A 10729-nucleotide genomic window follows, 5' to 3' on the forward strand; every position below is an offset into this window, starting at 1 on the left:
AAAAAAGTTAGACATTCGGGCGGGGGTGGGCACACACTGCGCTCGGCGCTACCCTGACGCTCAGCGACAGACCCCCGACGGGCGCACCCCGCACCCGCCCGGACCCGAAGGAGAGACCCCCGCCATGCCCCGCACCCTGCCCGACCTTGCCGCCGCCCTCGCGACCCACCTGACCGGGGACTGGGCCGCATCCCCGGACCGCAGCACGGTCCTCCTCACGAACGCGGACGGGCGCGTGCTGCGCCTGGCCAACCCCGTCGCCGACCACGTCGAGATCACGGGAGTGCCGCCGGCCTCTGTGCCGGAGGGCTTCCCCGTGGCCGAAGCGCTGGCCGGGCGCAGCTGGGGGGAGGTACGCGCGAGCCTGGGGGACCGGCCGCAGAGCATCGCCGCCGACGTGGAAGCGCGGCTGCTGCCCGTGTACCGGACCACGCTCAACACGCTGGACCGCGCGGTGCGCGAGTGGCGCTCTGGCCTGGCTGCCGTCGACCGCACCGCGGCCGCGCTCGCGTCGGTGCCCGGCGCGGTACGCATGGGCAACCCCGCCGTCCGGGGCAGCGCGCGGCTGCGCATGACCGCCGCGCGGGGCGGCGGGGGCAACGCCGCCGACGTTCAGGTGGGCGTGACGGCCTCGCGCGGCAGTGAGCTGGTCGACGTCGCCGCGCACCGTCTGACGGGCACCCAGGCGCAGCGGGTGCTCCTCGCACTGGCCGACGACGGCGGCCCGCTGGCCGCCGTCGAGCGGGTCGCGCGCGAGGCCGCACGCGAGGGCCGCCCGGTGGAGCCGTCAGTGCTGCTCGCCGCCCTCGGGCTGTCAGCCGCCTGATTCCCGCGCCGTAGAGGCCGCCGACCCCAGCGGGTCGGCGGCCTCTGTGCGTTGTGGCCTGCCTCGTTCGGCAAGTTTCTTCCTTGACGCGTTAGTGCCTAGGCGCTAACTTTGTCCATGTCGGGCCGCGCAAGAGCAGCCCACCGAACAGGGAGGACCCTGATGAACACCCAGTCCGCCGCCGACCTCGCGCTGTTCTACGCCGAGTGCGCTGACGCCCGTGCCGCCGTGCACACGGGGACTCCCACTGAGTTCCTGTCGCTGAACAACGGCGCGAGCTTCCTGCGGCACTTCGCCCAGACCATCGTGAAGACCATCGAGCTCGGCCCGATCAAGCTGGTCCACCCGGAGGCCTTCGACGCCCTGGAGGCCGCCGACCGCGCGCTCACCGGCCAGGCGGCCGGGAAGGCCGCGTTCCCCAAGGAGTGGATCGTGAGCATCGGCCTCGCCCTTCTGTAGTGCACCCGTGCCCCCGCCCAACCGGGCGGGGGCACCCCAACCGACAGGAGAGGACCGATGGAGATCCAGCTCCACACCCGCTGCTGGCACTGCGGGGCCAAGATCATCACGCCGTGCGCGGACTGCGTCCTGGCCGTGCGGATCGACCCGCAGACCAACCGACTGGTCGGCCACGTGCACGAGGACGGCCGGTGCACGCCGGTGACCCCCACCGCCGAGGAAGACGCCCGGGCCGTCAGGAAGGCGATCTGTGACGGCTGCGCGACCGCGTGGGGCGCCCCCGACACCATCGCCGAACGCCACCGTGCCCACCTCCGGGCTGAGGGCCTGTTCACGTAAGCCCTCCGCCGTTGCTGCCCGGGCCACCCGAACCGGCCCGGACAGCACCCATCCCGCGCTGCGCCCCGCGCGGCGCCGAACCCGAAAGGGCCCCCATGTCCCGCTACACCCGCCCCCTGGACGACGGTTACACCCTCGTCATGGGGTATGACCGGCCGTTGCGTTCGGTGTTCGCCCACCTCGTGAAGGACACCCCGGAGGGCCAGCACGACCACGACAACTCCCCGCACTGCGGGGCGTGCGGCGTGATCGATTCCATCGGCTTCAACGAAACGGTGGCCACAGTCTCCGAACTGATGGCCGGCGTGGTCGTGATGCTCACCCTCCACGGTCTGCGCCTGCTGACCGCCGAGGAGTCGGCGGAGATCGTCCAGAAGCTCATGGATGACGGAGCCCAGCCGTAGTCACCAGCCGTGGCTGCGCCCCCGCACGGCAGGGGGCGCAGCCACGGCTGTTTCCCCGGGAAACACCAGACACGAGAGAGGAACACCCGTGAACAAGCGGCAGCTGAGTGAAGAGGTCGCCAGGCGGATGGGAGTACCCCTGGCCGTCGGGAACGAGGCAGTCACGGCGGTACTGGACGCGATCGTCCGCGCGGTCGTCGCGGGCGAGGCCGTGACCCTGTACGGGCTGGGCACCTTCACGCGGCGCGCGCAGGCGGCCCGGATGGCCCGCAACCCGCAGACCGGGGGCCGCGTGGCCGTCCCTGCCCGCCACCGCGTGCACTTCACGCCCGGGCTGACGTTCCGTCGGCTGGTGAGCGACGGCCAGCGGGTACCGGCCGACGCGGTCACGATCCGGCGCCCCGCCCGTCCATCCAGCGGCAAGAAATCTTCTTGACTCTGTAGTGCCTAGGCGCTAACTTTGTCCATGTCGGGCCGCACAAGAGCAGCCCACCGAGCCACGGAGGATCCCATGTCCCAGACCGCGACCGATACCGCCGCCGCTTTCGCCCAGGCCCTCGGCACCGGGCAGTACCTCACCAACAAGATCCTCGCCGGCCTCGGCGTGAACATGTGGGTCGGGGTCGCCTACGCCGCGTCGCCCGACTACCCGATGGAGGCCATCAGCCTCGACCTGTGGAACACGACCCAGCACGCCCTCATGGCGCTGGAGCGTCAGCTGGACGGCGAGGACTACGTCCGGATCGCCAGGGCCCACGAGCCGCTCCAGGCCGCGGCCTCCCGGCTGGCCCTCGTCCACCACTACGCGATCGAGGGCGGCGTCCGTCCCGGGGCGCTGACCGTCGTCCAGGGGGTGCTGGACCTCCTGGCCGACGTGATCGGCCACCTGTACATGAGCTGACCCCCTGGGCTGGGCCCCCGGCGACCCGAACCCGCCGGGGGCCCAGCTCCCACCTGACGGAAGGTCCCCTGATGACCGACGACACACCCGACCGCCCCGACCTCGGCACCCTGCTGGTCAACGCGGCGCTCCCGCTGGAACGCGTGCTGCGCCGCTTCAACATCGAAGCGGAGCGCCACATCCGGGCCCGCGTGACCTACCGCGACACCCACGCCTACGCCACGGCCCTGTGGGAGGCGGCGCGGGCGGCCAAGGCCGCGCTGGACTACCGCTCCGGCGGTGCCATCACGGACTGCGCCGCGCTCCTGTTCGCCGACGGCCCGCTGGAGCTGGCCGTGGACCAACTCGCCCAGCTGGCCAGCCGCACCGACCACGCGCCGCACCAGGCCGCCGTGTACGCCGAGTGGGCCCGCTGGCACCTGGAGGCCGCCGACTCCTACCTGTCCCACTACAGCTGACCGGCCAGGGGGCCGGGCGACCCGAACCCGCCCGGCCCCCTGTTTCCCCGGGAAACACCCTGCCTCGCGACACCGCGCGGCCCAACCACCGAGAGGGACCATGTACCCGCGTCTCCTGTCCGACATGACCGTGGAGGGCGACCGCTTCCACCTGGTCGGCGCGCCCGCGATCACCTACGAGACCATCAAGAGCCTGCCCGACGAGGGCGGCATGGTGAACCTGCGCGCCGCCGTCCTCTACCCGGACGGCACCGAAGACTCCATCCAGCGGCAGCTGTTCCTTCCGGCCGCCACCCACGTCCTTGCGGCACGCCGCAGGCGGCTGCTGACCGTGCCATGCCTGGAGTGCCAGGTCGGCCAGCGGATCGAGTGGGACACCGCGCAGCCTGCGCCCCTGGGCGTGCTGTGCGAGGCCTGCGACACCCCGGCCACGGCCGAGACGCGGCCGGCCTACGGGCGGCCGTACTGGATCACCGCACACGACAACCCCGCGCCGCGCGAGACCCCCGGCTCCATCGCGGCCGCAGTGCTGGCGATCACGGTGCTCGCGGCGCGGGAGCCCGCAGGCATCTGGGAGCTGTGGGTCGTCCGGCCCGCCGCGCCGGGCGTGCCGCGCCGCTGGGAGCAGCTCGCGAAGGCGGTGAACGGCAGCGTCGCACCCACCGTCCGCGGCCGCACCCACCTGGCCGCTGTGGAACCCGTCGCCACGGGCTGAGGCCCCGTCACCACCCGAGGAAGAGGCACCTATGTACGAACCGGACCCTGCCATCACCATCTCGCCGGAGACGGCCCGCCACGTGCTCTGGCACTACGACCAGCCCGGCGGAGCCAGGCCGAGCACGCACACCCGCCACCTGCTGATGGCGCTGGCGACGTGCTACCCCGGCCACTACGCCCGGCTGGCGCTCGGCTGCCCGGAGCAGGCCGCCGCGATGTGGCTGGCCGCCAACACCCAGGACGGCACGGCACGCCTCCAGGCGGTCGCCAGCGGGTCGGCCGCTGGCTGACCCTTCCCCCTGCCCGCTGCGCCCCGTTGTCGGCCGGTACCAACCGGCCGGCGGCGGGGCGCTGTCGTGCCAGCGCGGCCCCGGCGCCCCTGGGCGGGCTGGCAGGCGCAGCCCGGCCCTGTGGCTTCGTGGCCCGGAAAAGTCGGTCGGTCCGGGGTTGACCACAGAGAGTCACATCCACTAACGTTGTCCATGTCAGCGAGACAACGTTAACGAAAGGCAAGACATCATGTCGCACAACATCGAGCAGTTCGCCGACGGTACCGCCGCCTTCGTCTCCGCCCGCGAGCACGCCTGGCACAAGCTCGGGACCGTCGTCCCCGAGGCGATGGACCTCACCGCCGCGCTGGAGCTCGCCTCCCTCGACCAGTGGGACGTCCGCAAGGCGCCGCTGTTCGCCCGGGTCCCCGTCCAGCGCATCACCCCGGACGGCGTGACCACCGACCACGAGGACATCGTGGTGCCCGGCAAGTTCTCCGCCGTCCGGACCCACCCCAAGACCGGCGAGACCGAACACCTCGGCATCGTCGGTAACACCTGGACCCCCGCCCAGAACGAGGAGGTCGCCTCGCTGCTCGGCTACATCGTGGACCAGACGAAGGGCATCGTGGAGACCGCCGGGTCCATCAACGACGGCCGCGACGTGTTCATCTCGGTGAAGCTCCCCAACACCATGCAGATCGGCGGCAAGGACCAGGTCGACCTCTACCTGGTCGGCGTGAACAACCACGCCGGGACGGGCGGCCTGCACCTGCTCACCACCCCGGTCCGCGTCGTGTGCCAGAACACGCTGAACGCGGCGATGGGCGAGTTTGAGAGCAAGCTGACCATCCGCCACACCACGAACATGAAGGACGCGATGGCGGACGCCCGCCAGAAGCTGGACCTGGCCTTCGAGTACTGCGAGGCCTTCGAGCAGGAGGCCCAGCGGCTGATCAACATGGAGCTGACGGTCAAGCGGTTCGAGAACATGGCCGAGAAGGTCCTGCGGGAGCAGAAGAGCGACGGCCCGAAGGCCGCTGAGCACCGGGCCGCGACCGTCGACACCCTGCGCCACCTGTTCCTGGAGGCCGAGACCAACGAGGGCATCCACGGCACCCGGTGGGGCGCGTACAACGCGTTCACGGAGTTCTTCGACCACATCCGGACGGTGAACGCGGCCGACGAGGACGCCGCGATCGCCCGCGCCAAGCGGACCCTGACCAACGCCGGGACGATCCGCCGCAAGAACAAGGCGTGGGAGCTGCTGACCACCGCCAAGTGAGAACCGGCCCCCGGCGACCCGAACCCGCCGGGGGCCACCCCCTCCCACCGCACTGCCCCGGCCCGAACGGGCCGGGGCAGTGCCCATCCCAGACGAGGACCCGCCCGTGATCACCGGCACAGACACCCTCGACTGGGAGCAGCAAGAGGCCGTCCGCGAGATGGCCGCGCTGCTCCCCGACACCGACCGCCTGGCCGTGAGCCCCAGCCGCTGGGACCCGGAGGTCGCGGTGACCAACGGCACCGGCCATCTGTACTGCACCATCTCCGGCTGCCGCCGGGTCGCGTGGCGGCTGTGGTGGCTCCCGGCCACCAACAGCCGCATCCTGACCGACTGCGGCCAGCACTCCCCAGCCCAGGCCGCCGAGGCCCTTGCCGTGTGCGTCGCCCTCGCCCACGACGTGGCCGACCACGACGCGAACCTCCGCGACCGCTGGGAGGGCGACACCTGGACCCCCGCCTGGCTGCGCCCCGACCGCGCGCCCTGCTGACCCGAGGCCGCTGGCCGGCCGCAGCCGGGCAGCCCACCCCGCCCATGTCCCCGCACCTTCGAAGGAGAGCCCGCCATGCCCGACAGTCTCAACGTCACGACGTATGCCGCCCCGACCCAGGTCGAGGGCACGACCGCGGACGGCCAGGCCGTCTACCTCCGCTTCCGCTGGGGCCACGTCACTGTCGACGTGGACGGCGTGCGCGTCGTGAGTGAACAGATCAGCGACGACCTGGACGGCGTGATGACGGCGCAGGCCGCCCTGCGCCTGGCTCGCGCCGCCGCCGGCTTCCAGGCCGCGCAGGCGGAACTGGCGAGCGCGCTGGCCGCCGCCCGCCGCCCGCTGGAACGCGACGCGGAGACCGACCAGCCCATGACCCGGGACATGGCCGCCTGGCTGCGCGGCGGCACGTCCTGACCCTTCCCCCGCCCCGCACCGGGCGGGGCCATCCGACCCACCACCCAACCAAGGAGACACCCCGTCATGTCCGACGACTTCAAGATCACCCACACCATGTGCCCGACCGAGGTTCACGGGAAGGCCGCCGACGGCTGCCCGGTCGACTTGCGGTCCGCTGGGGCCTGGTCGTCGTGCGGCTGTCAGGCCGGGCCGTGCTGGCCGTCCGGGTGAGCGACAACATGGACGGCCTGATGGAGCCGGGCGCGGCGCTGCGCCTGGCCCGCGCCGTCGCCGCCCTGCACACCGCGCCGACGGCGAACCGGCCGGCCGCGGCCAAGGAGCTGGACCTGGCGCTCGCCGCTGTCAGGAGCCCGCTGCTGGGCTGCGCGGCCGCCGACCCAGGCATCCACGCGCACCTGTTCCCCAACAAGGAGGACGCGTAGCGGCTGCCGAACAGCCCACACGGCAGCCATTTTTTTTCTTGACACGTTAGTGCCTAGACGCTAACTTTGTCCATGTCGGGCCGCACAAGAGCAGCCCACCAACCCGAAGGAGCCCCACCGATGTCCAAGCCCAGGTTCCGCCTCACTCCGAAGCTGGCCGCGCAGCTGGCCGCCGAGTGCGCCGAGGACGCCGCCAAGTACGAGGCACACGCCGCCAAGCTGGCCGGGCTCCTCGAGGACGAGACCGACCAGGAGGTCATCTCGCGCCACACCTGGTGGCTGGAGGACGCACGGCGCCAGGCAGTGAAGGGACGCCGGGCCGCCACCGTGCTCGGCAACTACGCCGCCAACCCGGCCAACTCCCGGTACCGCCAGGACGCCCTCGCCCAGACCGCGCACCTGCGCTGACCCCTCCTGAGCACCTGCGCCCCGCCGCAACCCGCGGCGGGGCGCAGGCCTGCCCGCCCCCGGTCAGCCCGGCCGACCCGCTGGGTGTTTCCCCGGGAAACACCCAGCCCTCCCGCCGATCCGTTCAAGGAGACCCGTGATCACCATCCGCCACACCCCCGCCGGGGGAACGACCATCAAGGGCACCACGAGAGACGACGGCACCGCCGACCTGATCACCAGGAGCGGCACCAGCAGGCCGAGGTTCCGCCTCACCCGCGACCAGACGTTCTGGTACCTGCCCAGGTCCCGCGGCGGCCCGGCGAACCAGGAACTCATCGACCAGGTCGCCGCCGCCCTCATCGCAGCCGGCCACGAGGTCACCGTCGAGGTGAGCAACGAGCGGCCCACGTTCGCCGAGGCCGAGGCCGCCCGGGTCGAGGCGGCGCAAGGCCGCGCCGAACGGTTCACCCGCTACGCCGCCAACGCCGCCGTCCGCTCCCAGGACGCCTGGCAGCGGTCCATCGCGCTGCGCCGGTCCCTGGGGGACGAGCCGGTCAAGCTCTGGCACCGGAGCGCGCCCAAGCACCTCAAGGACATTGACCGCGCCCACAAGCTGCACGGCAAGTCCATCGAGGAGGACGCCAAGGAGGCGCACTGGGACCGGCGGGCCGAGGCCGCCGCGCACTATGAGCAGCACCGCCGCAACCCCGGGCGGACGCTGCGCCGTATCGCGCGCCTGGAGGCCCTGCTGCGCCTGTACGAACGCCGCCAGGCCCTGCAGGAGCGGCAGCCCGTGCCGGACGACGCCAAGCTGGCGGCGCAGGCCGCCGCGGGCCGCGAGAAGACCGCCCGCCTCATCGCAGACACCCGGGAAGAGCTCGCGTTCTGGCGCGACGTCATCACCCAAGCCGCAGCCGCCGGCGCCAAGGTCTGGTCCGCCGCCGACTTCACCCCCGGCGACTACGCCCTCCACGGCAATCGCTGGTTCAAGGTGCTGCGCGCCAACCCCAAGACCATCACCGTGCCCCGGCGCTACGACCTGCGCCCCGAGGACGAGGTGGTCGACCCGACCGGGACCAGCCGTACGGGAACGCTGCCGTACGACGACCTGTCCGGGCGGATGAGCGCCACCGAGATGGCCGCCAAGCTCGCCGCCGACCGGCCCGGCGCGACCAGCGCCCAGTGATCCCCGCGGCGGCCCGGCGACCCGAACCCGCCGGACCGCCGCCCCCAACCCACGAACCCACGACCTGGAGCCTCGTCATGAACCGCATCCCGATTCCCCTCCGCTGCATCAACCAGCCGCGCGTCGGTGACCGCGTCGTCCTGTGGATCGCCCTCCAGCCACAGCGGGAAGCCACCTTCGCTGGCTGCCCGGTCCCGGCCCAGGGCCGCGTCCTGTTCGGCAACGTCGACCGGGGGCGCCGCGACCGCGCGATCCGCGAACTCCTGTGCCAGGTGTGCGGGCAGAGGCTCGGCGGCCGGGCGGTCCTCATCGTCCGACCGGCCGACGTACAGCACGGCTACACCGCCGAACCCGCGCTCCACCCGGAGTGCGCGGCCTACGCGGTCCGCGCCTGCCCGGTCCTGTCGGGCGAGAAGTCGCACTACCGGGCCCACACCGCGCCGGTCGACCGCCTGGAGGACGAGTGGGCCCCAGCGCACGACGAGTCCGCCCGGCAGGGAGCGCCGGTCGAGGAGTACTCATCGTGGCTGGTCGAGACCGGCCAGCTCCGGCCGGCCGTGAGCGAGGACGGCGAGCTGCAGGGCGTGAAGCTGGGCGGCATCAAGCCGCTGAGGGTCCGTCTGGTCCGGCACTCGACCGCGTTTGTCGAGGCGGCGGCATTGCTGAAGACAGTGTTCGCGCTGTTCGACGGGGACGGCCCGGAATCGGCTTAGGCAGCCCCCTGGCGGGCCCGGCAGTCGCTTTCGGGCTCCGGGCCCGCCACGGCCCTGGACGGGCGCAGACGGACGGCCACTATCGGCAAGGTTCTTCCTTGACGCTTTAGCGCCTAGGGGCTAGCTTCCATGGTGTCGGGCCGCACCAGAGCAGCCCCCGAACCCGCAAGGAAGCACACGTGACGATCACCTCCGCCAGCGACGACCAGGCCCTCAAGGTCTGCACCGAACTCCTCGAACTGCTCGACCGCATCGCGTACTACCTCGGCCGCCCCGGCCGCCCGCTGGACACCGACGGCTCCCTGCGGGTCACCGCCCTCATCGCCTGGGACCGCGCCGTCGAGGTCAGCGCGACCCTGCCCGACTGGGGGCGCAACCGGGAACTCTTCGTCAACCCGGCCATGATCTACCTGGGCCACGCGGAGCGGTTCCTGTACAAGGTCTACCGGTCGTCGCTCACCGCCGGGCAGCCGGTCAACGCCCACACCGTCTCCCAGATCACCGGCTGGATGCACGGCGTAGCCGAGGAAGTCCGGCGCTGCGCCGACTGGAACTGACGGCCGCTCCGTGTCTGCCCGAACCGTCGGGCCGGGCAGACACGGAGCAGCGCAACCCTCACGACCCCCGTTCCCCTGGCCCCCGACAGGGGAACGGCGCACAAGCCGCCGCCCCCGGGGCCCCCTTCCGGGGGCGGCGGCATCCCCGCCGTTTCCCTGGGAAACACCCAGCAGCGAGAAGCCGGCCACACCCGGCATCCCGCCCGCCCGGTTGAACCGGCCTCCCGAAAGACGCCCAACAGGTGCGCCGTAGTCCTTGCACGGCTCAGGACGCCCGCACGGAAGCTGAGCGATCGGCGGACCGCTAACGGACGCCGCCCGTCGCCACTTTCGGCCAGAATCTGACTTGACGTTCTAGTGCCTAGACGCTAACTTTGTCCATGTCGGGCCGCGCAAGAGCAGCCCACCGAAGGCCCCGAAGGAGCCGAGACATGATGACGAACGTCAACACCAGCACCGCCCACCGCCCGACCGGCCCGTGCCCGTGTGCGTGCAACCGGGGCGGCTTCTGCGGAGGCTGCGGCCACGCCGGATGCGGCGGGCGCTGACCCCAACCGCCCCCGGCCGCCGGCCGGGGGCACCCATCGGGCCGCACAAGAGCGGCGCACCCATCCAGGAGGCGCGATGTATGCCCACCTTCAGCCGGGCACCCGCGTTCGACTTGTCCGCACGACCGACCCCTACACCGACCTCCAGCCGGGCGCCGAGGGCAGTGTGACCGGCTGGCACGACATCAGCGGCTGCGCCATCGACTGGGACGGCGGATCGAAGCTGTCCATCCTGCCGGACGCTGGCGACCGAATCGAGGCCATCTAGCAGCCTTCCGTGGGGCCCGGATCGGCGGCGCGGGCCGGGCCCCCCTTGCTGCGCCCCAAACTGCGGCAAGTTTCTTC

General features: G+C 72.2%; 18 protein-coding genes. All 18 read left to right on the plus strand.

The genetic code is table 11. The features are described 5' to 3' along the window. Positions 1-124 precede the first annotated feature (124 nt). The 18 genes from ACIGG8_RS42315 (at position 125) to ACIGG8_RS42400 (ending at position 10652) form a co-directional block, all read left to right on the plus strand. Positions 125-826 (plus strand): hypothetical protein, encoded by a 702-nt coding sequence (locus ACIGG8_RS42315; protein ID WP_396553909.1) that lies wholly within the window; start codon positions 125-127, stop codon positions 824-826. Positions 827-988: 162 nt separating this feature from the next. After that, positions 989-1285 (plus strand): hypothetical protein, encoded by a 297-nt coding sequence (locus ACIGG8_RS42320; protein WP_396553910.1) that lies wholly within the window; start codon positions 989-991, stop codon positions 1283-1285. 57 nt (positions 1286-1342) lie between these two features. After that, positions 1343-1624 carry a hypothetical protein gene (locus tag ACIGG8_RS42325; RefSeq protein WP_396553911.1) on the plus strand — a complete coding sequence of 94 codons (282 nt, stop codon included), beginning with the start codon at positions 1343-1345 and terminating at the stop codon, positions 1622-1624. A gap of 95 nt (positions 1625-1719) precedes the next feature. Beyond that, positions 1720-2028, plus strand: coding sequence for a hypothetical protein (locus tag ACIGG8_RS42330; protein ID WP_396553912.1), 309 nt, complete (start codon positions 1720-1722; stop codon positions 2026-2028). An 88-nt stretch (positions 2029-2116) separates the two neighbouring features. Continuing rightward, a complete protein-coding gene (locus tag ACIGG8_RS42335; RefSeq protein ID WP_396553913.1) occupies positions 2117-2464 on the plus strand; it encodes an HU family DNA-binding protein in 348 nt (115 codons plus the stop codon). A 75-nt stretch (positions 2465-2539) separates the two neighbouring features. After that, the gene (locus tag ACIGG8_RS42340; protein ID WP_396553914.1) at positions 2540-2929 is read left to right on the plus strand and encodes a hypothetical protein; all 390 of its coding nucleotides are present in this window, start codon (positions 2540-2542) and stop codon (positions 2927-2929) included. A 71-nt stretch (positions 2930-3000) separates the two neighbouring features. Beyond that, the gene (locus ACIGG8_RS42345; RefSeq protein WP_396553915.1) at positions 3001-3387 is read left to right on the plus strand and encodes a hypothetical protein; all 387 of its coding nucleotides are present in this window, start codon (positions 3001-3003) and stop codon (positions 3385-3387) included. A gap of 100 nt (positions 3388-3487) precedes the next feature. Then, entirely contained in the window at positions 3488-4102 is a 615-nt protein-coding gene (locus ACIGG8_RS42350) for a hypothetical protein (protein WP_396553916.1), read from the plus strand. 31 nt (positions 4103-4133) lie between these two features. Continuing rightward, complete coding sequence (locus tag ACIGG8_RS42355) at positions 4134-4394, plus strand: hypothetical protein (protein WP_396553917.1); 261 nt, start codon at positions 4134-4136, stop codon at positions 4392-4394. Between the two features lie 229 nt (positions 4395-4623). Then, complete coding sequence (locus ACIGG8_RS42360) at positions 4624-5658, plus strand: DUF932 domain-containing protein (RefSeq protein WP_396553918.1); 1035 nt, start codon at positions 4624-4626, stop codon at positions 5656-5658. Positions 5659-5764: 106 nt separating this feature from the next. Beyond that, entirely contained in the window at positions 5765-6148 is a 384-nt protein-coding gene (locus tag ACIGG8_RS42365) for a hypothetical protein (RefSeq protein WP_396553919.1), read from the plus strand. Positions 6149-6223: 75 nt separating this feature from the next. Beyond that, entirely contained in the window at positions 6224-6565 is a 342-nt protein-coding gene (locus tag ACIGG8_RS42370; RefSeq protein ID WP_396553920.1) for a hypothetical protein, read from the plus strand. A gap of 173 nt (positions 6566-6738) precedes the next feature. Beyond that, positions 6739-6990: a hypothetical protein gene (locus ACIGG8_RS42375; protein ID WP_396553921.1), complete on the plus strand. Its 252-nt coding sequence runs from the start codon at positions 6739-6741 to the stop codon at positions 6988-6990. 120 nt (positions 6991-7110) lie between these two features. After that, complete coding sequence (locus tag ACIGG8_RS42380) at positions 7111-7398, plus strand: hypothetical protein (RefSeq protein WP_396553922.1); 288 nt, start codon at positions 7111-7113, stop codon at positions 7396-7398. Between the two features lie 136 nt (positions 7399-7534). After that, positions 7535-8566 (plus strand): DUF3560 domain-containing protein, encoded by a 1032-nt coding sequence (locus ACIGG8_RS42385; protein WP_396553923.1) that lies wholly within the window; start codon positions 7535-7537, stop codon positions 8564-8566. 77 nt (positions 8567-8643) lie between these two features. Then, positions 8644-9279, plus strand: a complete 636-nt coding sequence (locus tag ACIGG8_RS42390; protein WP_396553924.1) for a hypothetical protein — start codon at positions 8644-8646, stop codon at positions 9277-9279. Between the two features lie 179 nt (positions 9280-9458). Then, complete coding sequence (locus ACIGG8_RS42395) at positions 9459-9836, plus strand: hypothetical protein (RefSeq protein WP_396553925.1); 378 nt, start codon at positions 9459-9461, stop codon at positions 9834-9836. 624 nt (positions 9837-10460) lie between these two features. Then, complete coding sequence (locus ACIGG8_RS42400) at positions 10461-10652, plus strand: DUF4314 domain-containing protein (protein WP_396553926.1); 192 nt, start codon at positions 10461-10463, stop codon at positions 10650-10652. Positions 10653-10729 lie beyond the last annotated feature (77 nt).

This window comes from Kitasatospora sp. NPDC085464, from assembly GCF_044541955.1.
GTDB lineage: Bacteria > Actinomycetota > Actinomycetes > Streptomycetales > Streptomycetaceae > Kitasatospora.

Bases quoted from the DNA above. Each gene is read 5' to 3' on its own strand.
- ACIGG8_RS42315 (WP_396553909.1), top strand. From the start codon at position 125: ATGCCCCGCACCCTGCCCGACCTTGCCGCCGCCCTCGCGACCCACCTG.
- ACIGG8_RS42320 (WP_396553910.1), top strand. From the start codon at position 989: ATGAACACCCAGTCCGCCGCCGACCTCGCGCTGTTCTACGCCGAGTGC.
- ACIGG8_RS42360 (WP_396553918.1), top strand. From the start codon at position 4,624: ATGTCGCACAACATCGAGCAGTTCGCCGACGGTACCGCCGCCTTCGTC.
- ACIGG8_RS42355 (WP_396553917.1), top strand. From the start codon at position 4,134: ATGTACGAACCGGACCCTGCCATCACCATCTCGCCGGAGACGGCCCGC.
- ACIGG8_RS42330 (WP_396553912.1), top strand. From the start codon at position 1,720: ATGTCCCGCTACACCCGCCCCCTGGACGACGGTTACACCCTCGTCATG.
- ACIGG8_RS42400 (WP_396553926.1), top strand. From the start codon at position 10,461: ATGTATGCCCACCTTCAGCCGGGCACCCGCGTTCGACTTGTCCGCACG.
- ACIGG8_RS42345 (WP_396553915.1), top strand. From the start codon at position 3,001: ATGACCGACGACACACCCGACCGCCCCGACCTCGGCACCCTGCTGGTC.
- ACIGG8_RS42325 (WP_396553911.1), top strand. From the start codon at position 1,343: ATGGAGATCCAGCTCCACACCCGCTGCTGGCACTGCGGGGCCAAGATC.
- ACIGG8_RS42350 (WP_396553916.1), top strand. From the start codon at position 3,488: ATGTACCCGCGTCTCCTGTCCGACATGACCGTGGAGGGCGACCGCTTC.
- ACIGG8_RS42340 (WP_396553914.1), top strand. From the start codon at position 2,540: ATGTCCCAGACCGCGACCGATACCGCCGCCGCTTTCGCCCAGGCCCTC.
- ACIGG8_RS42380 (WP_396553922.1), top strand. From the start codon at position 7,111: ATGTCCAAGCCCAGGTTCCGCCTCACTCCGAAGCTGGCCGCGCAGCTG.
- ACIGG8_RS42370 (WP_396553920.1), top strand. From the start codon at position 6,224: ATGCCCGACAGTCTCAACGTCACGACGTATGCCGCCCCGACCCAGGTC.
- ACIGG8_RS42390 (WP_396553924.1), top strand. From the start codon at position 8,644: ATGAACCGCATCCCGATTCCCCTCCGCTGCATCAACCAGCCGCGCGTC.